Here is a 25,969-nt window from a genome sequence, read left to right on the forward strand (position 1 = left end):
GAAACCGCCGTAGAGATGCGCGAGCAACTGGCGCGGGCCTTGCGCGGTCTGGAGCAGGTCTGTGGTCATGGTGTGACTCCGATTCTTGTTGTCGGGCTTCAGGCGTGCGGCCAGAAGCGGGCGCAGGCGTCGCGCACGGCGCGGGCGCTGCCCAGGGCCAGCAATTCCTGGCTGCGTTGGCGGCAGTCTTCCGCGTTGAGTTCGCGGACTCGCGCCTTGATTTCGCCGACCAGGCCGGGGCTGACCGAGAGCTCCTGCACGCCCAGCCCGATCAGCACGGGCGTGGCCAGCGCTTCGGAGGCCAGCGCGCCACACACGCCCACCCAACGGCCATGGCGCGCGGCACCGGCGCAGGTCTGGGCGATCAGCCGCAGCAGCGCCGGGTGCAGTGCATCGATGCGCGCGGCGAGCCCGGCGTGGCAGCGGTCCATGGCCAGGGTGTACTGCGACAGGTCGTTGGTGCCGATGGACAGGAAATCCGCGTGTTCGGCCAACTGGTCGGCCAGCAGGGCGGCTGAGGGTACCTCGATCATCACGCCCAGTTCGGGGCGTTCCTCGATGCCCAGCTCGTGTGCCAACTGGTCCAGGCGCTGGCGGATGGCGATCAGCTCGTCCACCTCGCTGACCATGGGCAGCAGCACGCGGCAGCGGCGGATCGGCGCCACCCGCAGCAGCGCGCGCAACTGCTGGTCAAGCAGCTGCGGCAGCGCCTGGCCGAGGCGGATGCCGCGCAGGCCCAGGGCCGGGTTTTCTTCGGCAGGCAGTGGCAGGTAGGCGAGGTGCTTGTCGCCGCCCACGTCGATGGTGCGGATGATCACCCGGCGCTCGCCCATGGCGTCCAGCACGCCCTGGTAGGCGTGCTGCTGCTCCTCTTCGTTCGGCGCCTGCTGGCGGTCGAGGAAGAGGAATTCGGTACGCAGCAGGCCCACGCCGTCGGCCCCGGCGGCGAAGGCTTCGGCGGCTTCCTCGGGGTTGGCGACGTTGGCACCTACTTCGATATGCCGCCCGTCGCGGGTCACGGCGGCTTGCCGGGCCTGGGCGCGCTGCTGCTGGCGCGCCTGCTCGCGTTGTTCGCGTTGCATGGCGACCTGGGCGATCCGTTCGGCGCTGGGGGCGTACTCCAGGCGGCCGTTGCTGGCGTCGAGCACCAGCACGCGGCCTTCGTCGAGTTCGAGCACTTGCGGGCCGAGGGCGACCAGGCACGGCAGGCCCTTGGCGCGAGCGAGAATGGCGACGTGGGAGGTGGCGCCGCCTTCGGCCATGCACAGGCCGGCGACGCCGGCGCGGACCAGCGGTCCAAGGTCGGACGGGGTGATTTCCTGGGCGGCGACCAGGCTGCCGGCGGCGATGGCCTGTTCGCCGTCGTTGCCGAGCAGAACGCGCAGCACGCGTTTTTCCAGGTCGCGCAGATCATTGGCGCGCTCGGCCAGCAGCGGGTTGCCCAGCGACTGGAGAATGCCGCAGTGGGTCTGCACGGCGCGGTGCCAGGCATGGGCGGCGCTGACGCGCTGGTCGATCAGCAGGTCGGCCGCATCGAGCAGGCCCGGGTCCTCCAGCAGGGCGAGGTGCGCGGTGAATATCGCTTCCTCCTCGGCATGGCCTTGCCTGGCGGCCTGTTGCAGGGTGGCGCGCACGTCGCCGCGAACCCGCTCCAGCGCTTGGTCCAGGGCTCGGTGCTGCTCGTCTGGCTGGGAATCGCCACGATCGTCCGGCAGATGGAGGGCGCCCAGGCGCACCAACGGGCCGCTGGCCAGGCCGGGGGAGGCGCAGACGCCGGCCAGCACGCCGGGCTCTTCCACGCCGCGCGGCGCCGCGACGGGGAGCGGCGTGACCGGCTGCGGCGTGGGTTCGGTGCCTGCGGTAGCCAGTGTCTTGAGCAGGGCGTGGAGCGCCGCTTCGCTGTCCGCGCCGCGGCAGATCACTTCCACTTCGTCCTGTTCGGCGACGCCCAGGCCCATGATGCCGACCAGGCTGTCGACGCTGGCGGAGCGGCCAGCGAAGCACAGTTCGGCGCGGCTGGAGAATGCCTGGGCGCTCTTGCGCAACAGTGCGGCCGGGCGGGCATGCAGGCCGCCGTGCAAGGCCACGCGGACATGGCCACGGGATTCGCCGCCGCTGGCGGCTGGCTCGGCAACTGCCGGTGCGCTGCCGGTTCGGCTGAGTTGCAGCAGCGGCGCGCCGACGTCCACGCAGGTGGTGGTCAGCGGGCGCAGTTGGAAGCCTTCGCCATTGGTGAGGATCAGCACCGTGATCAGGCTCTTGCTGCCGCGCGCCACCTTGTCCAGATCGAAGCGCAGCAGCGGCTGGCCCTCCGTGATCCGCGTCCCTTCCTGGACCAGGGCATCGAAGCCCTCGCCCTGCAGCTCGACAGTGTCCAGGCCCAGGTGCAACAGCAGCTCGGCGCCGTTGTCGGCCTTCAGGGTCACGGCATGGCGCGTCCGCGCGACGTGCATGACCACACCGGCGCAGGGCGCGTACAGGCAGTCGTTCAGCGGGTCGATGGCGATGCCGTCGCCCATGGCGCCGCTGGAGAACACCGGGTCGGGGACGCGGCTGAGGGGCATCACGGGCCCGCTCAAGAAGGCTTTGAGGGCCAGGTTGTTGTTGTTCATGGTGGCTGCGCTCAATGGGTGCGGGTGACCTTGCTCAGGTGCCGCGGCTGGTCCGGGTTCATGCCGCGAGCCTGGGAAAGGCCGGCGGCCATGACGTAGAAACTCTGAATGGCCAGGATCGGGTCGAGTGCCGGGTGGACGGCGGTGGCCAGCGGCAGGTCGCGGCCGGCGACGTCGTCCGGGGCGGCGAGCAGCACGCGCGCGCCGCGCTGGCGCATGTCCTCGGCCAGGGCCAGCAGGCCGGCCTGCTCGGGGCCGCGGGGGGCCAGGACGAGCAGGGGGTAATGCTCGTCCACCAGGGCCATCGGGCCGTGGCGCACTTCGGCGCTGCTGAAGGCTTCGGCCTGGATCGCCGAGGTTTCCTTGAACTTCAGCGCGGCCTCCTGGGCCACGGCGAAGCCGGTGCCACGGCCGATCACCATCAGCCGCTCGCAGTCGCGCAGGGCATGAATGGCCGGTGTCCAGTCGAGGTCCGCGGCGCGCCTGAGGTCCGCGGCCAGTTCGCTGCCGGCGTCGAGCAAGGCCTGGTCGCCTTGCCAGTGTGCCAGCAGGCGGGTCGAGGCGCTGAGGGTGGCGATGAAGCTCTTGGTGGCGGCGACGCTGCGTTCGGGGCCTGCGCACAGCGGTACGGTGAACTCGGCGGCGGCTTCCAGCGGCGAGCCCTCGGCGTTGACCAGGGCAACGCTCACGGCGCCGCGCTCGCGCAGGCGGCTGAGGCTCTCGACCAGGTCGGGGCTCTGGCCGGATTGCGAGAAGGCGAAGGCGACCTGGCCCTCGACCTGCAGAGGCGCCTGGCGCAGGGTCACCACCGACATCGGCAGCGAGGCCACTGGCAGGCCGGCGTGCTGCATGGTCAGGTAGGCGAAGTAGCTGGCGGCGTGGTCCGAGCTGCCGCGGGCGACGGTCATTGCCAGTCTGGGCGCGGCGGCGCGCAGGCGCTCGCCCAGGTCGGGCAGGCGCGCGTCCAGGACGGGCAGCTGGCGCGCCACCACATCGGCGGCGGACAGTGCTTCTTCAAGCATCAGCGAGGTCAAGCGGATCTCCTTCGACCCAGACGGTCTCGAGGGTCAGGGAACGGTCCAGGCGCACGATGTCGGCCCAGGCTCCGGGGGTGAGGCGGCCGCGCTCGGGCAGCCCCAGGTAGTCGGCGGGGAATTGCGAGAGGCGCTGGGAGGCTTCGGCGATGGGCAGGCCGATCTTCACCAGGTTGCGCAGGGCCTGGTCCATGGTCAGCGTGCTGCCGGCCAGGGTGCCGTCGGGCAGGCGCACGCCGCCAAGGCACTTGGTGACGGTATGGCTGCCCAGCTTGTATTCGCCGTCAGGCATGCCGGCGGCGGCGGTGGAGTCGGTCACGCAGTACAGGCACGGGATCGAGCGCAGGGCGACCTTGATGGCGCCGGGATGCACGTGCAGCAGGTCGGGGATCAACTCGGCGAACTGTGCGTGGGCCAGGGCGGCGCCGACCATGCCGGGCTCGCGGTGATGCAGGCCGGTCATGGCGTTGTACAGGTGGGTGAAGCTGGTGGCGCCGGCCTCCATGGCCGCCACGCCATCCTCGTAGCTGCCCAGCGTGTGGCCGATCTGCAGGCGCACGCCGCGATCGGCCAGGGCGCGGATCAACGGCAGGTGGCCGGCGATTTCCGGGGCGATGGTGATCACCCGGATCGGCGCCAGGCGCAGGAATGCATCCACTTCCTCCAGCACCGCGGCGTGGGCGAAGTTGGGTTGCGCACCGAGCTTGCCGGAATTGATGAACGGGCCTTCCAGGTGCACGCCGAGCACGCGTGCAGCCTGGCCGCGCGGTGCCTGGCAATACTCGCCGAGCGCGCCGAGCACGCCGCTGATTTCCTCCCGTGGCGCCGTCATGGTGGTGGCGAGCAGCGAGGTGGTGCCGAAGCGCAGGTGGGTACGGGCAATGGCGGCGAACGCGGCAGCGCCTTCCATGATGTCGTGGCCGCCGCCGCCATGGACGTGGAGGTCGATGAAGCCGGGCAGCAGGTAGGGCAGGTCGTTGTGCGAAGGATCGCCGAGCGAGCCTTCGATGCGCTGGATACGGCCGTCCTGCAGGTGCAGGCTGCCGACGATCCAGCCCATGGGGGTGAGGATGTTGCCTTCGAGCATGGAAATGGTCCCGCGTCAGCGCCGCAGTTCGGCGACGAAGTCGTAGTAATCGTTGCGGCAGTAGGTGTCGGTCAGCTCGATTGCGGTGTTGTCTTCGAGGTAGCCGATACGGGTCATCAGCAGCATCGCGGTGCCGGGCTTGATGCCCACCAGCGCGGCCTCCTCGGCGGAGGCGTTGATCGCCTGCACGTGCTGCAGGGCGCGAACCACCGGGCGGCCAATGGCGTCCAGGTGGGCGTAGAGGGAATGGCCCACTGCCGTCGGGTCACCCAGCAGGCGCGCCGGCAACGTGCTGTGCTCGATGGCCATGACTACGCCGTCCGCCTTGCGCAGGCGTTTCATGCGCACCACCTTCTCGGTGGGCGACAGGCCCAGGCGGATCACTTCTTCATGGGTGGGCAGGCTGATCTCCCGTTCCAGCCAGGTGGAGCTGGGGGTGAAACCCTTCAGGCGGAGCATTTCGCTGAAGCTGGACAGCCGTGACAGCGGTTGCTCCAGGCGCGGCGTGATGAAGGTGCCGGAGCCCTGGATGCGATGCACCAGACCTTGTTCGAGCAGGACTTCCAGCGCCTTGCGGGCGGTGACCCGCGACAGACCCAGGTGTTCGCTCAGGTGGCGTTCGGAGGGCAGCGCTTCCTCGGCGCGCCAGTGGCCGGCATGGATGGCGGCTTCCAGGCTGCGGGCCAGCTGCAGGTAGAGCGGGGTGGACAGGGACTCGTCCGGGCGCAGGGCCTGCAGGCGTTGCTCGGCACTGATCAGGGTGGGCTGGCTGGTCATGGCGGGGCTCGGTGGCGAGGTCAGTGGAATTTACGCTAATACCACTTAAATACCACGTCAACGCCGCTCAGCCGGCCCGGGGCGACAGCCGACGAACTGCATTCTGCGTCACGGAACGTCGATAATCGGCGAGGCGCCGGGATTAAAGCCTTGCCAGCGATCAGCGAATGCGAGAAGGGGACAACGAAAAACGCCGCCAGGGCTGGGCCGCGGCGGCGTTCGGGATGGAACTGGTATCAGTGTGGTCGCGTCAGGGACGGATCTCGATCAGCGTACCGTCCTTGACCAGGCTCCAGACCTCGCGCATGTCGGCGTTGGTCATGGCGATGCAGCCATTGGTCCAGTCCAGGGTGGAGAAGTACCACTCGGGGTATTCGTCATCCACTGGCGTGCCGTGGATCATGATCATGCCGCCGGGCGACAGGCTTTTTTCCCGCGCCTTGGCCACGTCGCGCGCGTTGGGGTAGGAGATGTGCATGGACAGGTTGTACTTGTCGCTGGTCTTGCGCCAGTCGACCCAGTAGAAGCCTTCCGGCGTACGGTTGTCGCCCTCGGCCAGCTTCGGCCCTTGCGGGCGCTTGCCCAGGGACACGCGGTAACTCTTGAGAACCTTGCCGTTGCTCATGAGGTGCAGTTTGCGCTCGGACTTGAGCACGAGAATCTTGTCGATATGACCGTCGAGCGTGGGTGTCGCATTGGCATGCGAGAACGCTGCGAAGGTCAGACAAAGTACGGCAATCAACCAGCGCATCTGGTGGTGTTCCCCGGGTAGTTCCTAAAGGCTTAGAGTCGGTAAACGAGCTTATTGGTTCTTTTTCTGTGCAAGCATCGGGAGAATCCCTTCATTGCGTACCGGGAAGTTCTGAACCAGCCGATCCGCGAGGAAATATTCTAAGGTACGGCCCACAGTGGGGAAAGCCAGCTCGTCCCACGGAATGTCGGATTCTTCGAAGAGTTGCACGTCCAGGCTTTCCTCGCCGGCGCTGAAGTGCAGGTCGGCCAGTTCCGCGCGGAAGAACACATAAACCTGGCTGATATGTGGCAGATCAAAGACCGTATACAGCTGCAGGCTATTGACCCGCGCGTTGGCCTCTTCGAGGGTTTCGCGGGCCGCGGCCTGTTCCAGGGTCTCGCCGTTCTCCATGAAGCCTGCCGGCAGTGTCCAGAACCCCTGGCGCGGCGCGATGGCGCGACGGCAGAGGAGGATGCGCCCCTCCCAGACCGGCAGGCAGCCGGCGACGATACGCGGGTTCTGGTAATGCACGGTCTGGCACTGGTCGCAGACGAAGCGCGGGCGGTTGTCGCCGCTGGGAGTGCGCAGGCTCACGCCGGCGCCGCACAGGCTGCAGAATTTCATGCCGCTTCCTTGTTATTGGATGGGGCAATCTTGCGCGCTGCGCGGCGCGCCCAGCAAGGGGCGGGGGTTGGGCAGGGGCGTCTTTCGTGCCATGATCCTTCCATTAGAAGAATCGGCCCCCGCAGGATGTTCGGCATGCTGGACCAGCTGCGCCAACGCATACAGACGCATACGCCAAGCGACCTTGAAACGGACCACAGCTTCCCGGAAGCGGCGGTCCTGCTCCCCATCACTCCCCGGGAAGAGCTCGTGCTCACCCTGCGCGCGACCGGGCTTTCGACCCACAGCGGCGAAGTTGCCTTCCCCGGCGGGCGTCGCGACCCCGAAGATGTGGACCTGATCCACACCGCCCTGCGCGAGGCCGAGGAAGAGATCGCCCTGCCGCCGGGCCTGGTGGAGGTCGTCGGACCGTTGAGCACGCTGGTGTCGCGGCACGGTATCCTGGTCAAGCCATTCGTCGGCTTCGTCCCCGATTTCGTGGAGTACCGCCCCAACGACGGCGAGATCGATGCCGTGTTCAAGGTGCCGCTGGAGTTCTTCCGTGGCGACCCGCGGGAAACCACCCACCGCATCGACTATTTCGGCCGCAGCTGGTACGTCCCGAGCTACCTGTTCGAGGGCTACAAGATCTGGGGCCTGTCCGCGATCATGCTGGTCGAGCTGCTCAACCTGCTGTACGACGCCCGCATCGACCTGCACCAGCCGCCGTCGCAGTTCATCAAGCTGAGCTGAGACGTCAGAATAAAGAGCGGCCCCCGCCTGAGGAGAAACCCATGAAGTACCGCCTGGGCTCGTCCCGAGTCGAAACCCATCCGGAAAGCTGGATCGCCCCCAACGCCACGGTGGTCGGCAAGGTGCGTCTCGACGCCGGTGCCAGCGTGTGGTTCAACGCCGTGCTGCGCGGCGACAACGAGCTGATCCACATCGGCGAGCACAGCAACGTGCAGGACGGCACCGTCATGCACACCGACATGGGCTTCCCGCTGACCCTGGGCAAGGGCGTCACCATCGGCCACAACGCCATGTTGCACGGCTGCCAGGTGGGCGACTACAGCCTCATCGGCATCAATGCGGTGATCCTCAACGGCGCGAAGATTGGCAAGTACTGCATCATCGGCGCCAACGCGCTGATCCCCGAGGGCAAGGAAATCCCCGATGGCTCGCTGGTCATGGGCTCCCCCGGCAAGGTGGTCCGCGAACTGACCGAGCCGCAGAAGAAGATGCTCGAAGCCAGCGCCGCCCATTACGTCCACAACGCCCAGCGCTACGCCCGAGATCTGGCCGAGCAGGAAGAATGAACGAAGAACGTCCCGTCGCCTCGCCCTGCGTGCATGTCTGCGCGCTGGACGATGCCGACATCTGTCTGGGCTGCCAGCGCAGCGCCGCCGAAATCACCCGCTGGGGCCTGATGGACAATGCCGAGCGCCGCGAGGTGCTCAAGCGTTGCCAGCAGCGCGCCCGCGAGCAGGGCGTGCTGGTCTAGCGCCGTCACGCCCGAGAGCCTTCCCGTTTCGAACTATCCCTTCCCGAGGTTTCCCGCAATGCCCCGTATTGGAACTCCCCTGTCGCCGAGCGCGACCCGCGTACTGCTCTGTGGCTCCGGCGAGCTGGGCAAGGAAGTGGCGATCGAACTGCAGCGCCTGGGCTGCGAAGTCATCGCCGTCGATCGCTACGCCAACGCGCCCGCCATGCAGGTCGCGCACCGCAGCCATGTGATCAGCATGCTCGACGGCGTCGCCCTGCGCGCGGTGATTGAGCAGGAGAAGCCGCACTACATCGTGCCGGAGATCGAGGCGATCGCCACCGCCACCCTGGTCGAGCTGGAAAGCGAAGGCTACACCGTCATTCCCACCGCCCGTGCCGCGCAGCTGACCATGAACCGCGAGGGCATCCGTCGCCTGGCCGCCGAAGAGCTGGGCCTGCCGACCTCGCCGTATCACTTCGCCGACACCTATGAAGACTACGCCGCCGGCGTGGCCGCGGTGGGCTACCCGTGCGTGGTGAAGCCGATCATGAGCTCCTCGGGCAAGGGCCAGAGCGTGCTCAAGTCCGACGCTGACCTGAAGACCGCCTGGGACTATGCCCAGGAAGGCGGCCGCGCCGGCAAGGGCCGGGTGATCGTCGAGGGCTTCATCGATTTCGACTACGAAATCACCCTGCTGACCGTGCGCCACATCGGCGGCACCACCTTCTGCGCGCCCATTGGTCATCGCCAGGTGAAGGGCGACTACCACGAGTCCTGGCAGCCGCAGGCCATGAGCCCGAAGGCCCTCGCGGAGTCCGAGCGCGTGGCCAAGGCCGTCACCGAAGCGCTGGGCGGCCGTGGCCTGTTCGGCGTGGAGCTGTTCGTGAAGGGCGATCAAGTGTGGTTCAGCGAAGTCTCGCCACGCCCGCACGATACCGGCCTGGTCACCCTGATTTCCCAGGATCTCTCCGAGTTCGCCCTGCACGCGCGCGCCATCCTCGGCCTGCCGATCCCGGTGATCCGCCAGCTGGGTGATTCCGCCTCGGCGGTGATCCTGGTGGAAGGCACGTCGCAGCAGGTGTCCTTCGGCAACCTGGGCGCCGCCCTGAGCGAGCCGGACACCGCCCTGCGCCTGTTCGGCAAGCCGGAAGTGGACGGCCAGCGCCGCATGGGCGTGGCCCTGGCACGCGACGAATCGATCGACGCCGCCCGCGCCAAGGCCACCCGCTCGGCCCAGGCGGTCCACGTCGAGCTGTGAGTCGCTGGGCGGGGTTGGTGTGGTGGGCGGCGGCGCTGCCGCTGCTGCCACTGGCCCTGCCCATGGCCGTGCGCACCCGGCGCACGGCCTTGCGCCTGGCTCCCGCCGCCGGCGTCTGTGAAGGGGTTGCCGGGGCGGAGTGCGCTGGCGAGCCTTTTCGCCTGTTGCTGCTGGGCGAGTCCACCGTCGCCGGTGTCGGTGCGTCCTGCCTGGATTTTGCCCTGGCCGGCCGGCTGGCCCTGGCGCTATCGGGCCGACTGGAGCGCCCCGTCGCCTGGCGCGCGGTCGGGGAGAATGGCATCACCGCCGGCGAAGCCTGCGCGCGGCTTCTACCGCAGGTGGCCGAGCAGGACTATGACCTGGTGGCGCTGGTGTTCGGCGTCAACGACACCACGCAGTTCAGCTCCAGCCGGCGTTGGCTGGGTGCGCTGGAACAATTGATCGAGCACTTTCGCCTACGTGGCGCGCGGGTCGTGTGCACGGCGGTGCCGCCCTTGCAGCACTTCACGGCATTACCCTGGCTACTGCGGCACATGCTGGGCCGGCGCGCGGCGCTGCTGGATCGCCAGCTCAGCGCGTTGGCACTGGCACAGGGCGCAGGTTACTGCGCAGTGAGCCTGGAGATGCAGCCGCAATTCCTCGCCATCGACGGCTACCACCCCTCGGCGCTGGGCTACCAGGTCTGGGGTGAGCATCTGGCGCAGTGGCTGGTGTCGCGGCCCTTGGCGGAAGGCGGGGCAGATTTTACGGTTCTTTGAACGGCAGCGGGGCATCCGTACCGCGGCGCACCTGGAAGGCGTTCAGGGTCATGGCGACCAGCGCGTAGTAGCCGAAGATCCCGATCAACTCCACCAGCCCGGCCTCGCCGAAGCAGGCCGTGGCTTCGTCATACAGCGCCTGCTCGATGCGGCGGGTTTCGTACAGCGAGCGCCCCAGGCGATGGATCAGGCGTTCGTCTTCGCGCTGGAAGTCCGGCGTTTGGCCCAGTCGCAGTGCTTCGATCACCGGGTCGCTGAGGCCGGCCTGGCGCGCGATGGGTTCGTGGATCTGCCATTCCGCCTGGGATTGCCACCAGGCGGCGGTGACCAGGATCGCCAGTTCGCTCAGGCGCAGCTCCAGGCGGGTGCCGTAGCGGCAGAAGGCCCCGAGTTTCTGGGCGTTGTCCGCCAGGCCGGGGCTGTGGACCCAGGCCAGGAACGGGCCGTCGAGGTTGCCGCGCGGGCCGCTGAGGATGTCCTGCAGCACGCGGCGCTGCTCTTCATCCATGGTCGAGTCGGTCAGTGCGGGCAGGCGTGAATCGATGTTCATGCAAGGTCCCTCAGAGGCTGCCAATGGCTTTGACGATGGCGCGCTGCAGCTTTTCAGTCAGCTCGTCCAGCTGCGCCTCTTCGAGGATGAAGGGCGGGGCGAGGAGAATGTGGTCGCCGCTGCGTCCATCCACCGTGCCGCCCATGGGGTAGCACATCAGCCCTTCCTGCATGGCGGCCTTCTTGACCCGCGCGTGCAGTTTCGCTTCGGCGGGGAAGGGCGCCTTGCTGGCGCGGTCGGCGACCAGTTCGACTCCCTGGAACAGCCCGCGGCCACGAATGTCGCCGATGTTCGGGTGTTCGCCCAGTGTGCTGCGCAACCGTTGCTGGAGCTTCTCGCCGAGGTCCCGCACGCGTGGCAGCAGGTTGCGTTGTTCGATGGTCTTCTGTACCGCCAGCGCGGCGGCGCAGGCGGTGGCGTGGCCGATGTAGGTGTGGCCGTGCTGGAAGAACCCCGAGCCTGTGGCGATGGCGTCGTGGATGCGCTGGCTGACCAGGGTCGCGCCGATGGGTTGGTAGCCGGCGCCCAGGCCTTTGGCGACGGTGATGAGGTCCGCGCTGATGCCTTCCTGTTCGGCGGCGAACAGCGTGCCGGTGCGGCCCATGCCGCACATCACTTCATCGAGGATCAGCAGCACGCCATAGCGGTCGCAGATGTCCCGCACGCGCTTGAAGTAGCCCGGCACGGCGGTCACCGCGCCAAGGGTGGCACCCACCACCGGTTCGGCGACAAAAGCCATGACCGTGTCCGGGCCCAGGTTGAGGATTTCCGCTTCCAGCTCCCGCGCCAGGCGTTCGCCGTAGGCTTCCGGCGTTTCGCCTTCGGCCTGGCCGCGATAGGCATAGCAGGGGCTGACGTGGCTGACGTCGATGAGCAGCGGCTGGAACTGCTGGCGCCGCCAGGCGTTGCCGCCGGTGGCCAGGGCGCCGAGGGTGTTGCCGTGGTAGCTCTGGCGCCGCGCGATCAGGTGCGTGCGCTGTGGCTGGCCGATCTCCACGAAGTACTGACGGGCCAGCTTGAGCGCCGCTTCCACCGCCTCCGAACCACCCGAGACGAAGTACACCGAGCGCATTCCGGCGGGGGCGCGGGCGATAAGGAAGTCCGCCAGCTCTTCCATCGGCTCGCTGGTGAAGAAGGAGGTGTGGGCGTAGGCCAGGTTGCCGATCTGCCGGCGGACCGCTTCGATCACCTCGGCATCGCTGTGCCCCAGGCAGGACACCGCCGCGCCACCGCTGGCGTCCAGGTAGCGGCGGCCGTCGCTGTCGATCAGGTAGGCGCCCTCGCCGCGAACGGCCGTGGGGTAGGACTGGGTGAGGCTGCGGTGCAGGACGTGGCTCATGGTGACCTCCAGGGGTTTGCGCAAATATTAAATGCATTTTTGTGATTGGCAAATTTTTATTGCGCAGCGGGAGGGTCGCCGAAGCACGCTGGAGGCCTCTATTTCCGTGCAAATCCTCGCGAGGCGGGCGCTGGCGGTCATTTCAGTAGCGTTGCCGGTAGGCGAAAAAAGCTTGCAATGATTTTATTTGCATGTTTATTTTGCATGAAAGCACGCTAGTGCATGCAGCCCCGAATGTGGGTTAGCCGCTCAAAACAATAAAGTCCGGGCCCAGGCCCGTTGCATCGAACTGCCGCTAATGCGCGCCGCCCTCGTGGGGCGGCGCATCCCGCCGTCCCGCAAGAGGAAGTCCTGCATGAAAAAGTTGCTGCAAGCCTCGTTCGCCGCGCTCTCCCTGTTCGCCGCCAGCCAGTCGATGGCCGCCGACAAGGACCTGTTGATCGCCACCGACACCGCCTTCGTGCCCTTCGAGTTCAAGCAGGGCGATAAATACGTCGGCTTCGACATCGACCTCTGGGAAGCCATCGCCAAGGAAATGGGCGTGAGCTACCAGCTCAAGCCGATGGATTTCAACGGCATCATCCCCGCGCTGCAGACCCGCAACGTCGACGCCGCCCTGGCCGGCATCACCATCAAGGAAGACCGCAAGCAGGTCATCGACTTCTCCGACGGCTACTACGACAGCGGCTTCCTGCTGATGGTCAAGGCCGACAACGACAGCATCAAGAGCCCCGCCGACATCGCCGGCAAGAGCCTGGCCGTGAAGAGCGGCACCTCGGCGGCGGACTACGCCAAGGCCAATCTGAAGGCCGGCGACCTGCGCCAGTTCCCCAATGTCGACAACGCCTACCTGGAGCTTCGCACCGGCCGCGTCGATGCGGCGATGCACGACACGCCGAACGTCCTTTACTACATCAAGACCGCCGGCGACGGGCAGGTGAAGGCCGTGGGCGAGCAGATGATGGCGCAGCAGTACGGCATCGGCTTCCCCAAGGGCAGCGAGATGCGCGAGCCGGTGAACGCGGCGCTGAAGAAGCTGCGTGAGAACGGCACCTACGCGCAGATCTACCGCAAGTGGTTCGGCACCGACCCGAAATAAAGCAGAGGTAGTCATCCATGCATTTCCAATGGTCCGCCATCTGGGACGCGTTGCCGGTGCTGCTCGAGGGCGCCCGGCTGACCCTGTGGATATCCATTCTCGGCCTGGTCGGCGGCGCGGTGATCGGCCTGGTGGCCGGCGTCGGCCGCGCCTACGGCGGCTTCATCGGCAGCCGCCTGGCGCTGGTGTTCGTCGAGCTGATCCGCGGCACGCCGATCATGGTCCAGGTGATGTTCATCTACTTCGCCCTGCCGTTGATGATCCCGGTGCGCATCGACCCGTTCAGCGCGGCGGTGGTCACCATCATGATCAACTCCGGGGCCTACATCGCCGAGATCACCCGCGGCGCGCTGCTCTCGGTGAACAAGGGCTTCCGCGAGGCGGGGCTGGCGCTGGGGCTGTCCGGGCGCGACACCTTGCGCTACGTGATCGCGCCGCTGGCCTTCCGTCGGATGATCCCGGCGCTGGGCAACCAGTGGATCGTGAGCATCAAGGACACCTCGCTGTTCATCGTCATCGGCGTCGCCGAGCTGACCCGCCAGGGCCAGGAAGTGATCGCCGGCAACTTCCGCGCGATGGAAATCTGGTCGGCGGTGGCGGTGATCTACCTGATCATCACGCTGGTACTGAGTTACGTGCTGCGGCGCATGGAATCGAGGCTGAAGATCCTATGATCGAGTTCAAGCAGGTCTCCAAGCACTTTGGCGAAACCCAGGTGCTCCACGACATCAACCTGAAGATCGGCAACGGCGAGGTGGTGGTGATCATCGGCCCGTCCGGCTCCGGCAAGTCCACCTTGCTGCGCTGCATCAACAAGCTGGAGGTGATCACCGACGGCGAGCTGTTCGTCGACGGCATGGAGGTCAACGACCCGAAGGTGGACGAGCGCCTGATCCGCCAGGAGGCGGGGATGGTGTTCCAGCAGTTCCACCTGTTCCCGCAGATGACCGCGCTGGAGAACGTCGCCTTCGGCCCGATCCGCGTGCGCGGGGCGAAGAAGGCGGACGCCGAGGCGCAGGCGCGTCAGTTGCTGGCGAAGGTCGGGCTCTCCGAGCGCGCCGGTCACTATCCGTCGGAGCTGTCGGGCGGCCAGCAGCAGCGCGTGGCCATCGCCCGCGCGCTGGCGGTGAAGCCCAAGCTGATGCTGTTCGACGAGCCCACCTCGGCGCTCGACCCCGAGCTGCGCCACGAGGTGCTGCAGGTGATGAAGGACCTGGCGGAGGAGGGCATGACCATGGTCATCGTCACCCACGAGATCGATTTTGCCCGCAAGGTCGCCTCGCGCCCGATCTTCATCGACAAGGGCCGCATCACCGAGGACGGCGATCCCGCCAGCCTGATCGGCAACCCCACCAGCCCGCGCCTGCGCGAGTTCCTGCAACATGTCGCCTGAGGTGCGTCGATGATCCTGCAACCCCTGAAACTGGGCGGCAGCCCTTACGACATCGGCCTGGGACTGGGCCGCTTCGGCCACGATGCGGTGCACCGGCGCCTGCGCCCGCTGCCACTGTGGCAAAGTCTCGCAGCCCTGGCCGGCTCCGAGGCGGCCAGGGCCATGCAAGCGCAGGTCGAGGCGGACTTTCCGCGTATCTGGGAGGAATTCCGCGGCCTGGCCGATGGCCTGGCATTGCCGGTGGAGGAAGTCTTCCTCTGGAACTGCCGCGGCGATTTCGTCCGGCCGCAGAGCGTGGACGGCTGCACCACGGTATTCGGCCCCTGCGCCGACGGCTGGCTGATCGCCCACAACGAGGACGGCCTGCCGTCCCTCGATGGCGCCTGTGGCTTGCTCGAGGCAACGCCGGCGCAGGGCATGGCCTTCACCAGCTTCGTCTATCCCGGCTCGATTCCCGGCCATACCTTCGCGGTGAACGCCGCCGGGCTGGTCAGCACGGTGAACAATCTCCGTCCGACCCGCATTCCGGCCGGCCTGCCGCGCCAGGTGCTGGCCCGCGCGGTGCTGGAGTGCGCCAGCCTGGAGGCGGCCGTCGACATGCTCTCGCGCACGGGCCGCGCCGGGGCCTTCCACCATACCCTCGGGCAGGTCGGTTCGGCCCATCTGGTGAGCGTCGAGGCCTGCTCGTCCGGTGTCGCGGTGCGCAAGGTGCGGCGTCTCGGCGGGCACTCCAACCACCTACTGGATGCCGGGCTGGACGCCGCGGGGCAGCGCATCACCGGCAGCTCCGGCAGCCGCCAGCGCCGCGTCGATGTGCTCCTGGGGGATGGCGCGGGGTTGCTCGATGAGGCCCGCGCCCTGGCGATCCTGCGGGATGTCGCAGGCCCCGAGCTGCCGATCTACCGGCGTGCGGAGGACGATCCGGACGATGAGAACACCCTGGCCACCGCTGTGTTTCGCATTGGGGCGAACTCGGTAGAATGGCGCGTCTACTGCCAGCCGGACGTCCAGCACGTGGAAGCGGCCGGCAGTATCCGCCCTCATTCCGCCAACGGACCTGCCCGATGACCCAAGCGCCCGCCGCATTGCCCGATAACCTGGGAGCCCTCAAGCAGCTGCTGGAGGCTATCGAGCGTGGCGAATCGGGTATTTCCCTGGGCGGCAGTTCGCGGCGGGTGCTGGCCGCGCTGATCGAGGCGCCGCAGCGCACCGCGGTGTCTTCGATCAGCGAGCTGTCCGAGCAGCTCGGGGTGAATGCCTCGACGTTGTCGCGCCTGGCCCAGCGTCTGGGGTATGGCGGCTTCAGCAAGTTCCAGGATGTATTCCGCCGCGAGCTGACCGAAGGCAAGAGTTTCTACAGCGACCAGGCCTCGCGCCTGCTGCTGACGCCGTCCGACACCACCCTGTCTCGCCTGACCCGTCTGGGGCGGCAGGAAAGCACCAACATCGCCAGCCTGATCGAGCAGGTCGAGCCGGAGGTGTTCGCCCGCGTGGTGGAGCTGCTGGCCACGGCGCGCCGTGTGCGCATCCACGGCATGCGCCAGTTCACCTCGCTGGCGCTGTTCATGTCCTACGGCCTGGGCATGCTGCGCCAGGACGTGGCGGCGCTGGACGCCAGTCGCCAGGGCGTGGCCGACGCGCTGGCGCAGCTGGATGCCGGCGATGTGCTGGTGGTCGCCAGTTGCTTCCCCTATACGCCCAGCGTGCTGGCCACCGCAGAAGTGGCCGCGCGGCATGGCATCGAGGTGGTGGCCCTCACCGACTCCTCCAGCTCACCGCTGTCGAAGGTGGCGCGGTACAGCTTCCATGTGCCCAACCACAGCCTGTTCTACAGCAACAGCATGTGCGCCTTCATGCTGCTGGCGCAGGGGCTGCTGAGCGAGGTGGCGGGGCAGTTGGGCGAAAGCGCGCTGGAATCCCTGCGCCAGCGCGAAGAGCTGATCAGCGAGCTGAACGCGTCGCTCTGACGAGCCGCCTCAGGCGACCTGCGTCGTCGGCTCCAGCGGGCTTTCGCTGCGCAGGAACTGCTCCAGGCGCTCGCGCTGCCGGGCGTTGAGGAACAGGCCGAGCTTGGTGCGGCGCCAGAGGATGTCGTCGGCGTCATGCGCCCACTCCTCGCGCACCAGGTATTCCACTTCCCGCGCATAGAGCCCGGCGCCGAGGTGTTCGCCCAGTTCGCTGAGGTTGTGCGCACCGCCCAGCAGTGTCCAGATGCGGCTGCCGTAGGTGCCGGCCCAGCGGCGGGCGAGGGCGGGGTCGAGCTGGCGCAGGCGCTCCATGAGCTGCACGGCCAGCTCTTCCACCGTGGTCATGGCTTCACCGCCGGGCAGCGGGGCGCTGGCGGTCCAGCGGGGTTTCATCACACCAGCGAAGTGCGGCGCCAGCTGTTCCAGCGCGGCCTCGGCGAGCTTGCGGTAGGTGGTCAGCTTGCCGCCGAACACCGACAGCAGCGGCGCTTCGCCGGGCGTATTGTCCAGGGCCAGGGTGTAGTCGCGGGTCACGGCCGACGGGTCGTCGGATTCGTCGTCACACAGCGGGCGTACGCCGGAGAAGCTGTGCAGGATGTCCTGGCGACCCAGCTGGCGCTTGAAGTGCGCGTTGACCACGTCGAGCAGGTAGTCGGTCTCTGCTTCGCTGATGCGGATCGCCGCCGGGTCGCCCTGGTATTCGCGGTCGGTGGTGCCTATCAGGGTGAACTGGCGCAGGTAGGGGATGGCGAAGACGATGCGGCGGTCCTCGTTCTGCAGGATGTAGGCCTGCTCGCCTTCGTACAGGCGCGGCACGATCAGGTGGCTGCCCTGGATCAGGCGGATGCCGTAGGGCGGCTTCTGCCGCAGCTCATCGCGCAGGAAGCGGTCGACCCAGGGGCCGGCGGCGTTGACCAGCGCGCGGGCGCGCACCGAGTACAGGCTGCCGTCGCGGCGCTCCAGGTGCAGGTGCCACAGGCCCTTGCTGCGCCGGGCGCTGACGCAGCGGGTGCGCGGATGGATATGTCCGCCATGCTCGCGGGCGGCCATGGCGTTGAGCACCACCAGGCGCGCGTCGTCCACCCAGCAATCGGAATATTCGAAGCCGCGGGCGATCTCGGCCTTCAGCGGGCTGTCGATACCGAAGCGCAGGCCGCGGGAGGGCGGTAGCTTCTCGCGCTTGCCCAGGTGGTCGTAGAGGAACAGGCCGGCGCGGATCATCCAGGCCGGGCGCAGGTGCGGACGGTGGGGCAGCACGAAGCGCAGCGGATGCACGATGTGCGGCGCCTTGGCCAGCAACACTTCGCGCTCGGCGAGGGCTTCGCGGACCAGGCGGAATTCATAGTGCTCCAGGTAGCGCAGGCCGCCGTGGATCAGCTTGCTGCTGGCGGAGGAGGTATGGCTGGCGAGGTCGTGCTGTTCACAAAGGAACACCGACAGCCCGCGCCCGGCGGCGTCCGCCGCGATCCCTGCACCGTTGATGCCGCCGCCGACGACGGCCAGATCATAGACTTCGGCAAGGGGCGCATGGCGCGAGCGGGTGGAGGTCATGGGAGCCGCCTTCGGGATTGAAAGTGAATCTTTTGATGTTCGTTTTCGAAAATATCCTAGTTCAGTGAACGAAATATGACCAGCCCTGAGCGCGAATTCGCGCAGGTGTTCGTCTGAATGTTCGAAATTGAATCAGTGAAGGGTCAGACCAGCTCGAGCTGGACCTTGTGCTGCTGCAGCAGGCGCGCTACCGCGGCGGGCGGCGGACTGTCGGTGAAGACGCGGCTGACCAGGGCGATCGGCCCCAGGCGCACCACGGCGTTGCGCCCGAACTTGCTGGAGTCGGCGGCGAGGAACACCTGCCGGGCGTTGTCGATGATGGCGCGGGAGACGCGCACTTCCTGGTAGTCGAAGTCCAGCAGGCTGCCGTCCTCGTCGATGCCGCTGATGCCGACCACGGCGAAGTCGACGCGGAACTGTTCGATGAAGTCCACCGCTGCCTGCCCGACCACGCCACCGTCGCCGCGCACGGTGCCGCCGGCGATCAGCACTTCGAAGTCGTCCTTGCCGGCGAGGATGCTGGCGACGTGCAGGTTGTTGGTAATGACCTTGAGGTTCTTGTGGCCGAGCAGGGCGCGGGCGATGGCCTCGGTGGTGGTGCCGATGTTGATGAACAGCGAGGCGTTGTCCGGAATGTGCGCGGCGATGGCCTCGGCGATGCGCTGCTTCTCGTCGCGCATCTGGTCGGCGCGGGTGTTGTAGGCGGTGTTCTCGATGCTGGAGTCCCACGCGGCGCCGCCGTGGTAGCGGCGCAGCAGGCTTTGTTCGGCGAGCTGGTTGATGTCGCGGCGGATGGTCTGCGGGGTCACGGCGAACTGCTGGGCGAGCTCCTCGATGCTCAGGTAACCGCGCTCGCGGACCAGGTCGAGGATGCTTTGCTGTCGGGGTGGCAGGTTCATTCGGTTCGCTCGCGTGGAAGGGCCGAAGGGGAAGGATGCCGCAGCGGGACGGAGTCTGTCATGGATTTGTAGGAGCGAGCTTGCTCGCGAACCCCGCCTGACACCACTGCATCAAGCGGTTCGCGAGCAAGCTCGCTCCTACAGGAGAGCACTCAATCTTCGAATGCCCAGCCGCGCGTGCGCTCGACCGCCTTCTTCCATCCCGCATACAGCCGCGCACGCTCCGCCTCGTCACAGGCCGGCTGGAACACCCGCTCGATCACCGCCTTGTTCGCAAGCTCGTCCAGGCTGCTCCAGAAACCGCAGGCCAGGCCGGCCAGCACGGCGGCGCCGAGAGCCGTGGTCTCGCGCATCTGCGGACGCTCCACTGGGGTGCCGAGGATGTCGGCCTGGAACTGCATGAGGAAGTTGTTGGCCACCGCGCCGCCGTCCACCCGCAGGGCGCGCAGCGGCTCGCCGGCGTCCTGCTGCATGGCGTCGAGCACGTCGCGGGTCTGGTAGGCAATGGATTCCAGGGTGGCGCGGATCAGGTGGTCGGCCTTCACCCCGCGGGTCAGGCCGAACAGCGCGCCGCGGGCATACGGGTCCCAGTAGGGCGCGCCGAGGCCGGTGAAGGCGGGCACGAGGTAGACGCCATTGCTGTCCTTCACCTTGGTGGCGAAGTACTCGGAATCGTGGGCGTCGTTGATCACCTTCAGTTCGTCGCGCAGCCACTGCACGGTGGAGCCGCCGTTGAACACGGCCCCCTCCAGCGCATAGGCCACTTCGCCGCGCGGTCCGCAGGCGATGGTGGTGAGCAGGCCGTGGGTGGATTTCACCGCCTTGGCACCGGTATTCATCAGCAGGAAGCAGCCGGTGCCGTAGGTGTTCTTTGCCTGGCCCGGCTCCACGCACATCTGGCCGAACAGCGCGGCCTGCTGGTCGCCGGCGATCCCGGCAATCGGCGTGCGGTGCACGCCGAGGCCGCCGACCTTGGCGTGGCCATAGATTTCCGAAGAGACACGCACCTGCGGCAGCATCGCGCGCGGCACGTCCAGCGCGGCGAGCAGGCGCTCGTCCCAGTCTCGGGTGTGGATATTGAACATCAGGGTGCGCGATGCGTTGGTGTAGTCGGTGACGTGCACCTCGCCTTCGGTGAGCTTCCAGATCAGCCAGCTGTCCACCGTGCCGAACAGCAGTTCGCCGCGCTGTGCGCGTTCGCGGGCGCCGTCGACGTTATCCAGGATCCACTTGAGCTTGGTGCCGGAGAAGTACGGGTCGATGACCAGCCCGGTGGTGTCGCGGATGTGCTGCTCCAGGCCGTCGCGCTTGAGCTGCTCGCAGATCGCCGCGCTGCGCCGGCACTGCCAGACGATGGCATTGTGGATCGGCCGGCCGGTCGCCTTGTCCCACACCAGAGTGGTTTCGCGCTGGTTGGTGATGCCGATGGCGGCCACTTCGGCGACGCTGATGTTGGCCTGGGCCAGGGCTTCCACCAGGGTCGAACTCTGGGTCGCCCAGATTTCCATCGGGTCGTGCTCGACCCAGCCCGGCTGCGGGTAGATCTGCGCGAACTCGCGCTGGGCCACGCTGACCACGTTGGCGTCGTGGTCGAAGATGATGGCGCGCGAGCTGGTGGTGCCCTGGTCGAGGGCGACGACGTATTTCTTGTTCGTCAGGTCGGTCATGGTGGCGGCCTTGTGCGGATTCCGTTCGGCGGTCCCGGTGGCAGGTCCGGGAGGGATTGGCGGTGAACATACGGGATTCATCCGCGTCGGTGAAGCGAACACCGTGCAGCGCGCCACACCTTGGCTTACTGTTATGCGCTGGAAAGCCGCCTGCGAGAAGCCCGCCGATCATGACCCCCGCCATCGACCTGCTGAAGAAGAACCGCGCCGAACACCATGTGCTCAGCTACGAGCACGACCCCAAGGCGCCGTCCTACGGCCTGGAGGCCGCGGAGAAACTCAACCTCGACCCGGCGCGGGTGTTCAAGACGCTGCTGGCGGCGAGCGAGAAGGGTGAGTTGCTGGTGGCGGTGGTGCCGGTGGCAGGCACCCTGGACCTCAAGGCGCTGGCCCATGCAGCGGGCGTGAAGAAGGCCGACATGGCCGACCCCAACGCGGCGCAGCGCGCCACCGGCTACCTGGTCGGCGGGATCAGCCCGCTGGGGCAGAAGAAGCGCCTGCGCACCTTTATTGACGAGTCCGCCCAGGGGTACCCGACCATCCATGTCAGTGCCGGGCGGCGCGGGCTGGAGGTGGAGCTGAGCGCCGAGACCCTGGCCGGGCTGACTGCGGCGACGTTCGCGCCTATCGGGCGGCCCTGAGGATTTGTGTAGGAGCGCTCTTCTGATTGGTCCGTGCCAGGCTATGCCCTCACCCCAACCCTCTCCCGGAGGGAGAGGGGGTAGATCGTGCCGGCTGAAGCTACGGTTTCAGCCTATAGCGAACCAGTCCCCTCTCCCTTCAGGGAGAGGGTTAGGGAGAGGGAAATCCCAAGCACTGACTTTCAGATGAAGGCAGGTGCACCTGGAGGCTGACTCAGAGGGACTGTGTGGTCCCTACTGTACGGTTCGCCGCCCGTCGGCTTCTGTCATGCTCGGCCATCACTCACAAGGAGATTGTCATGCTGCTCGACTTCCACCAGGTGGACGCCTTCACCGACCGTCCCTTCGCCGGCAACCCGGCCATGGTCTACCGCCTCGACGCCTGGCTGAGCGACGAGCTGATGCAGAAGATCGCCGCCGAGCACAACCTGTCCGAGACCGCCTTCCTGGTGAAGGAGCCCGAAGGCTGGCGCATCCGCTGGTTCACCCCGACCGCCGAGGTGCCGCTGTGTGGCCACGCCACCCTGGCCAGCGCCTATGTGCTGTTCAACTTGTTCGAGGAGCCGGGCGAGGTGCTGGAGCTGAACTCGCTGTCCGGCCCGCTGCGGGTGACGCGCGAGGAGGGCCGGCTGGCGCTGGACTTCCCGGCCCAGCCGCCGAGCGAAACCGGCGCCACTGTGGAGCTGGCGACCGCGCTGGGGGTGGATGTGGTCGATGCGCTGAGCAACGCCTCGCACCTGCTGGCGCTGCTGGAATCCGAGCAGGCCGTGCGCGACTGCAAGCCGGACTTCGCCGCCCTGGCGCGCTTGCCCTACCTGGGCGTGATCGTCACCGCACGCAGCGATCACTACGACTTCGTCTCGCGCTTCTTCGCCCCGGCCATCGGCCTCAACGAAGACCCGGTGACCGGTGCCGCCCACTGCAGCCTGATCCCCTACTGGTCGGGCCGCCTGAACAAGCTGCAGATGCGCGCCTTCCAGTGCTCCGAGCGCGGCGGCGAGCTGTGGTGCCGCCTGGAGGACGACCGCGTGAGCATCGCCGGTTACGCCCGCCTGGTGGCCAGCGGCCATCTGCTGGTTGGTTGACATGTGACGGGGGGGCTGCCGGCTCCCCAGCCTAGGCTAGTCTCCTTTGGCCGCCGTGCTGCCCTGGCGCGGTGCGCAGATACGGAGGCAGGCCCATGGCAATCCTGGTCATCGCTGACTACCACACCCACACCGGCGCCGCCGTCCTCGCGCCGGCAACTTTGAATGCCCTGGCCGCCGCCGGGCAGATCGGTGGCGAGGTGCATCTGCTGCTGGCCGGCAGCGGCCTTGCGCACCTGGCGGAGCAGGCGCGGCAGATCGTCGGCGTCGCTCGCGTGCTGCAGGTGGACGATCCCGCCTACGACCATCTGCTGGCGGAAAACCTCTCTGCCCTGGTGGTGCGGCTTGCCCCTGGCTACAGCCACCTGCTCGCGCCCGCGACCGCCATGGGGCGCGACTGCCTGCCGCGCATCGCCGCGTTGCTGGACGTGGATGCGGTCTCCGACGTCATCACCGTGATCGACCGCGAGACCTTCCAGCGCCCGATCTACGCCGGCAACGCCATTGCCACCGTACGCTGCGAGGGGCCGATCACGGTGCTGGGCATTCGCCCCACGGCCTTCGACCCGGTTGCCACGCAAGGGGGCAGCGCCGAGCTGGTACGACTCGATGGGGCCGGGGAGCTGGCGCTGTCGGCCTGGCAGGGCGAGGAACACCCGGCGTTCGAGCGGCCCGCGCTGGAGTCGGCCAAGGTCATCGTCGCCGGTGGCCGTGGCCTGCAGACGGCCGAGGGATTCGCCGCGCTCTACCCGTTGGCGGATCGCCTGCACGGTGCCGTGGGCGCGTCACTGGCGGCGGTGGATGCGGGCTTCGCGCCGGCGGAGCTGCAGATCGGCCAGTCCGGGCGCATCGTCGCGCCCCAGTTGTATTTGGCCGTGGGAATTTCCGGCGCGGTGCAACATGTGGCGGGAATGAAGGACGCGAAGGTCATCGCCGCGATCAACCTCGACCCGGACGCGCCGATCTTCGAGATAGCCGACTATGGCCTGCAGGGCGATCTGTTCGAGGTGCTGCCGGCCCTGCTGCGCGAGCTGGACCGCGTGCTCGACTAGAGCGCCACGCTGCCCTGGGCCGGGAACAGTACCAGGTGCTCGGCGGCCACGCCGATGCTGACTTCGTCGCCCGGCTGGTGGTCGGCATGGCTGGGGAACAGTGACTCCAGCTGGGTGCCGGTGGGCAGCTGCAAGCGATACAGCGTCGCAGCGCCGAGGAAGGACTTGCCGACGATCCTTGCCTTCAGCGCGCCATCGGCGCTGGGCACCAGATCGTCCGGGCGCAGCAGCACGTCCACGGCGCTGCCATCGGGCAGGCTGTAGGCACGGTTGCCGCGCAGCAGGCCCAGTTCGGTGTGCACCGCATCGCTGCCGCGCATCTGTCCGCGAATGAAATAGCCCTGGCCGACGAAACTGGCGACGAAGGGCGTCTGCGGCTCGTGGTAGAGGTTGAACGGAGTGTCCCACTGCTCCAGCACGCCCTGGCGGAACACGCCGACGTGATCGCTGACGGCGAAGGCTTCTTCCTGGTCATGGGTGACCAGGATGGCGCTGGTGCCGCGCGCCTTGAGGATGTCGCGCACCTCGTGGCTGAGCTGGCGGCGCAGCTCCACGTCGAGGTTGGAGAAAGGTTCGTCGAGCAGCAGCAGTTGCGGCTGCGGCGCCAGCGCGCGAGCCAGGGCCACGCGCTGCTGCTGGCCGCCGGAAAGCTCATGGGGGAAGCGCCGGCCAAGGCCGTCGAGCTTCACCAGCTCCAGCAGCTCGCTGACGATGCGCTCGCGCTCGGGGTGCTTGCGGATGCCGAAGGCGATGTTGTCCGCCACGCACAGGTGCGGGAACAGCGCATAGTCCTGGAACACCATGCCGATCCGGCGTTTCTCCGGCGACAGGGTGAAGCCGGAGCGGGAAATCACCTCGCCGGCCAGCTCGATGCGGCCGCCCTGCACCGGCTCGAAACCGGCGATGGCGCGCAGGGTGGTGGTCTTGCCGCAGCCGGAGGGGCCGAGCAGGCAGCCGATGTCGCCGGCGTTCAGGTGCAGGCTGACGCCTTGCACCACTCGCTGCTGTTCATAGCCACAGGAAAGATCGTCGAGGTTGAGCAGCAGCGTTTGGGTCATTGAACGTAGAACCTGTTCAGAATCTCGCCGAGCGCAGTCCGGGCTAGGCGGAATCAGGTAAAAAAAGCGCAGCTTACGCCTGCTAAATGAGCATTTTTTATCTGATTCCAACGCCGCCCGGGCCAGCGCAGGCAGATTACGGGCAGGTTCTCAGGCGTAGTGGGCGTGCTCGACCAGCAGTTCGAGCAGCGCCTTCTGGGCGTGGAGACGGTTTTCCGCCTGGTCCCAGGCCACCGAGCGCGCGTCGTCCAGCAGGTCTTCGCTGATCTCTTCGCCGCGGTGGGCCGGCAGGCAGTGCATGAATAGTACATCCGCCGCCGCGCCATCGAGCAGCGCACGTGTTACCTGATATGGCTGGAACAGGCGCAGGCGCGCGGCCGCTTCGTCTTCCTGGCCCATGGAGGCCCAGACGTCGGTGCTCACGAGATGCGCGCCGGCCACCGCTTCGCGCGGGTCGCGGAAGATCTTCACGCGCTCGCCGGCCTGCGCCATCAGCGTGGCGTTCGGCTCGTAGCCTTCCGGGCAGGCCACGTTCAGCTGGAAGTCGAAGCGGATTGCCGCTTCGATGTAGCTGTTGCACATGTTGTTGCCGTCGCCGATCCAGGCCACGGTCTTGCCTGCGATGCTGCCGCGGTGCTCATGGAAGGTCTGCATGTCGGCCAGCAACTGGCAGGGGTGCAGGTCGTCCGACAGGCCGTTGATCACCGGCACGCGGGAGTTTTCGGAGAATTCGATCAGGTTGCTGTGGGCGAAGGTGCGGATCATCACCGCATCGACCATCCGCGACATCACCCGTGCGGCGTCGGCGATCGGCTCGCCGCGGCCCAGCTGGGTGTCGCGCGGGGAGAGGAAGATGGCCTGGCCGCCGAGCTGGATCATGCCGGCTTCGAAGGAAATCCGCGTCCGGGTCGAGGCCTTCTCGAAGATCATGCCCAGCACGCGATTCTTCAGCGGTTCGTAGAGCACGCCTCGGTCTCGCAGGCCCTTCAGCTCGGTGGCGCGGCGGATCAGACCGAGCAGTTCGTCGGTCGTGTAATCCAGCATCGAGAGGAAGTGACGTGCGCTCATGGTTCGTACCTACTACTTATTCTCAGAATCAGGCCGAGGTACCGACCGGCTTTCGTGAGAAAAAACGGGCTGAACCTGCGGCGGGACCGCATGGAGCGGAAAATGGGGGAAGGCGCGATCCTATAAGGAAATGACGGATATACGCAAGTTCAGCCCCAAGGCACCGTCGGCCGGGCATTCTCCATGGTCGTTCCTGATGCCCGGGGATTCACCCGACAGAAGCTGGTGGTGCGAATCCGGGCCGCGTTCCAT

Annotated in this window: 26 protein-coding genes; 13 read left to right on the forward strand and 13 right to left on the reverse strand. The window is 67.4% G+C overall.

Translation table 11 applies throughout. The features are described 5' to 3' along the window. Window positions 1–98: 98 nt before the first annotated feature. The 6 genes from ptsP to ACNFIA_RS22600 all read right to left on the reverse strand — a co-directional run bounded on the left by ptsP (window position 99) and on the right by ACNFIA_RS22600 (window position 6,867). Window positions 99–2,612: a phosphoenolpyruvate--protein phosphotransferase gene (gene ptsP, locus ACNFIA_RS22575; RefSeq protein WP_416788822.1), complete on the reverse strand. Its 2,514-nt coding sequence runs from the start codon at window positions 2,610–2,612 to the stop codon at window positions 99–101. Between the two features lie 11 nt (window positions 2,613–2,623). Further along, window positions 2,624–3,646, reverse strand: coding sequence for an SIS domain-containing protein (locus ACNFIA_RS22580; protein ID WP_416788825.1), 1,023 nt, complete (start codon window positions 3,644–3,646; stop codon window positions 2,624–2,626). After that, a complete protein-coding gene (nagA, locus tag ACNFIA_RS22585) occupies window positions 3,627–4,733 on the reverse strand; it encodes an N-acetylglucosamine-6-phosphate deacetylase (RefSeq protein WP_416788828.1) in 1,107 nt (368 codons plus the stop codon). Before nagA ends, ACNFIA_RS22580 begins: the two co-directional genes overlap by 20 nt. Before the next feature lie 15 nt (window positions 4,734–4,748). Further along, window positions 4,749–5,510 (reverse strand): GntR family transcriptional regulator, encoded by a 762-nt coding sequence (locus ACNFIA_RS22590; protein WP_259756881.1) that lies wholly within the window; start codon window positions 5,508–5,510, stop codon window positions 4,749–4,751. 250 nt (window positions 5,511–5,760) lie between these two features. Continuing rightward, a complete protein-coding gene (locus tag ACNFIA_RS22595; protein WP_259756879.1) occupies window positions 5,761–6,261 on the reverse strand; it encodes a L,D-transpeptidase family protein in 501 nt (166 codons plus the stop codon). 51 nt (window positions 6,262–6,312) lie between these two features. After that, entirely contained in the window at window positions 6,313–6,867 is a 555-nt protein-coding gene (locus tag ACNFIA_RS22600; protein ID WP_416788832.1) for an NUDIX hydrolase, read from the reverse strand. A 135-nt stretch (window positions 6,868–7,002) separates the two neighbouring features. Here ACNFIA_RS22600 and ACNFIA_RS22605 point away from each other — a divergent pair, with 135 nt between their 5' ends. Genes ACNFIA_RS22605 through ACNFIA_RS22625 form a run of 5 tightly spaced genes read left to right on the forward strand, consistent with a single transcriptional unit; the run spans window position 7,003 to window position 10,348 of the window. Beyond that, entirely contained in the window at window positions 7,003–7,599 is a 597-nt protein-coding gene (locus ACNFIA_RS22605) for an NUDIX hydrolase (RefSeq protein WP_416788835.1), read from the forward strand. A gap of 41 nt (window positions 7,600–7,640) precedes the next feature. Then, window positions 7,641–8,165 (forward strand): gamma carbonic anhydrase family protein, encoded by a 525-nt coding sequence (locus ACNFIA_RS22610; protein WP_205337077.1) that lies wholly within the window; start codon window positions 7,641–7,643, stop codon window positions 8,163–8,165. Continuing rightward, on the forward strand, window positions 8,162–8,350 hold the full coding sequence (locus tag ACNFIA_RS22615) for a DUF1289 domain-containing protein (protein ID WP_259756874.1): 189 nt from the start codon (window positions 8,162–8,164) through the stop codon (window positions 8,348–8,350). The genes ACNFIA_RS22610 and ACNFIA_RS22615 overlap by 4 nt, the downstream gene beginning before the upstream one ends. Window positions 8,351–8,408: 58 nt before the next feature. Next, window positions 8,409–9,590, forward strand: a complete 1,182-nt coding sequence (gene purT, locus ACNFIA_RS22620) for a formate-dependent phosphoribosylglycinamide formyltransferase (RefSeq protein ID WP_416788838.1) — start codon at window positions 8,409–8,411, stop codon at window positions 9,588–9,590. Further along, window positions 9,587–10,348 (forward strand): SGNH/GDSL hydrolase family protein, encoded by a 762-nt coding sequence (locus ACNFIA_RS22625; RefSeq protein ID WP_416788841.1) that lies wholly within the window; start codon window positions 9,587–9,589, stop codon window positions 10,346–10,348. Before purT ends, ACNFIA_RS22625 begins: the two co-directional genes overlap by 4 nt. On the opposite strand, the gene ACNFIA_RS22630 is transcribed toward ACNFIA_RS22625, so the two are convergent. Together ACNFIA_RS22630 and ACNFIA_RS22635 are read right to left on the reverse strand one after the other, a co-directional pair. Then, window positions 10,335–10,898, reverse strand: a complete 564-nt coding sequence (locus tag ACNFIA_RS22630) for a carboxymuconolactone decarboxylase family protein (RefSeq protein WP_416788844.1) — start codon at window positions 10,896–10,898, stop codon at window positions 10,335–10,337. The genes ACNFIA_RS22625 and ACNFIA_RS22630 overlap by 14 nt on opposite strands. A 10-nt stretch (window positions 10,899–10,908) precedes the next feature. After that, on the reverse strand, window positions 10,909–12,237 hold the full coding sequence (locus ACNFIA_RS22635) for an aspartate aminotransferase family protein (protein ID WP_416788847.1): 1,329 nt from the start codon (window positions 12,235–12,237) through the stop codon (window positions 10,909–10,911). Window positions 12,238–12,592: 355 nt separating this feature from the next. On the opposite strand from ACNFIA_RS22635, the gene glnH reads away from it, so the two are divergent. Genes glnH through ACNFIA_RS22660 form a run of 5 tightly spaced genes read left to right on the forward strand, consistent with a single transcriptional unit; the run spans window position 12,593 to window position 16,696 of the window. Next, complete coding sequence (glnH, locus tag ACNFIA_RS22640; protein WP_416788850.1) at window positions 12,593–13,336, forward strand: glutamine ABC transporter substrate-binding protein GlnH; 744 nt, start codon at window positions 12,593–12,595, stop codon at window positions 13,334–13,336. A 17-nt stretch (window positions 13,337–13,353) separates the two neighbouring features. Next, a complete protein-coding gene (gene glnP, locus ACNFIA_RS22645; RefSeq protein WP_259756866.1) occupies window positions 13,354–14,010 on the forward strand; it encodes a glutamine ABC transporter permease GlnP in 657 nt (218 codons plus the stop codon). Then, complete coding sequence (glnQ, locus tag ACNFIA_RS22650; protein ID WP_416788853.1) at window positions 14,007–14,729, forward strand: glutamine ABC transporter ATP-binding protein GlnQ; 723 nt, start codon at window positions 14,007–14,009, stop codon at window positions 14,727–14,729. The genes glnP and glnQ overlap by 4 nt, the downstream gene beginning before the upstream one ends. Before the next feature lie 9 nt (window positions 14,730–14,738). Further along, window positions 14,739–15,797 carry a C45 family autoproteolytic acyltransferase/hydolase gene (locus ACNFIA_RS22655; RefSeq protein ID WP_416788856.1) on the forward strand — a complete coding sequence of 353 codons (1,059 nt, stop codon included), beginning with the start codon at window positions 14,739–14,741 and terminating at the stop codon, window positions 15,795–15,797. Further along, window positions 15,794–16,696 (forward strand): MurR/RpiR family transcriptional regulator, encoded by a 903-nt coding sequence (locus tag ACNFIA_RS22660; RefSeq protein ID WP_259756862.1) that lies wholly within the window; start codon window positions 15,794–15,796, stop codon window positions 16,694–16,696. The genes ACNFIA_RS22655 and ACNFIA_RS22660 overlap by 4 nt, the downstream gene beginning before the upstream one ends. A 9-nt stretch (window positions 16,697–16,705) precedes the next feature. Here ACNFIA_RS22660 and glpD read toward each other — a convergent pair whose 3' ends face one another. The 3 genes from glpD to glpK form a co-directional block, all read right to left on the reverse strand. Continuing rightward, window positions 16,706–18,247: a glycerol-3-phosphate dehydrogenase gene (gene glpD / locus ACNFIA_RS22665; RefSeq protein WP_416788861.1), complete on the reverse strand. Its 1,542-nt coding sequence runs from the start codon at window positions 18,245–18,247 to the stop codon at window positions 16,706–16,708. Between the two features lie 143 nt (window positions 18,248–18,390). Next, window positions 18,391–19,146 (reverse strand): DeoR/GlpR family transcriptional regulator, encoded by a 756-nt coding sequence (locus tag ACNFIA_RS22670; RefSeq protein WP_416788863.1) that lies wholly within the window; start codon window positions 19,144–19,146, stop codon window positions 18,391–18,393. A 152-nt stretch (window positions 19,147–19,298) separates the two neighbouring features. Further along, complete coding sequence (gene glpK, locus ACNFIA_RS22675) at window positions 19,299–20,813, reverse strand: glycerol kinase GlpK (protein WP_416788866.1); 1,515 nt, start codon at window positions 20,811–20,813, stop codon at window positions 19,299–19,301. 170 nt (window positions 20,814–20,983) lie between these two features. Here glpK and ybaK point away from each other — a divergent pair, with 170 nt between their 5' ends. The 3 genes from ybaK (at window position 20,984) to ACNFIA_RS22690 (ending at window position 23,591) form a co-directional block, all read left to right on the forward strand. After that, complete coding sequence (gene ybaK / locus ACNFIA_RS22680; RefSeq protein ID WP_259756857.1) at window positions 20,984–21,454, forward strand: Cys-tRNA(Pro) deacylase; 471 nt, start codon at window positions 20,984–20,986, stop codon at window positions 21,452–21,454. 299 nt (window positions 21,455–21,753) lie between these two features. Continuing rightward, window positions 21,754–22,539 (forward strand): PhzF family phenazine biosynthesis protein, encoded by a 786-nt coding sequence (locus ACNFIA_RS22685; RefSeq protein WP_416788869.1) that lies wholly within the window; start codon window positions 21,754–21,756, stop codon window positions 22,537–22,539. Window positions 22,540–22,634: 95 nt separating this feature from the next. Next, window positions 22,635–23,591, forward strand: a complete 957-nt coding sequence (locus ACNFIA_RS22690) for an electron transfer flavoprotein subunit alpha/FixB family protein (RefSeq protein WP_416788872.1) — start codon at window positions 22,635–22,637, stop codon at window positions 23,589–23,591. On the opposite strand, the gene ACNFIA_RS22695 is transcribed toward ACNFIA_RS22690, so the two are convergent. Further along, a complete protein-coding gene (locus tag ACNFIA_RS22695; protein WP_416788875.1) occupies window positions 23,588–24,649 on the reverse strand; it encodes an ABC transporter ATP-binding protein in 1,062 nt (353 codons plus the stop codon). The genes ACNFIA_RS22690 and ACNFIA_RS22695 overlap by 4 nt on opposite strands. Window positions 24,650–24,799: 150 nt before the next feature. Next, window positions 24,800–25,717: an ornithine carbamoyltransferase gene (argF, locus tag ACNFIA_RS22700; RefSeq protein ID WP_416788879.1), complete on the reverse strand. Its 918-nt coding sequence runs from the start codon at window positions 25,715–25,717 to the stop codon at window positions 24,800–24,802. Window positions 25,718–25,969: the final 252 nt, after the last annotated feature.

It is taken from the genome of Pseudomonas sp. NY15437, assembly GCF_048068435.1.
GTDB lineage: Bacteria > Pseudomonadota > Gammaproteobacteria > Pseudomonadales > Pseudomonadaceae > Pseudomonas > Pseudomonas nitroreducens_B.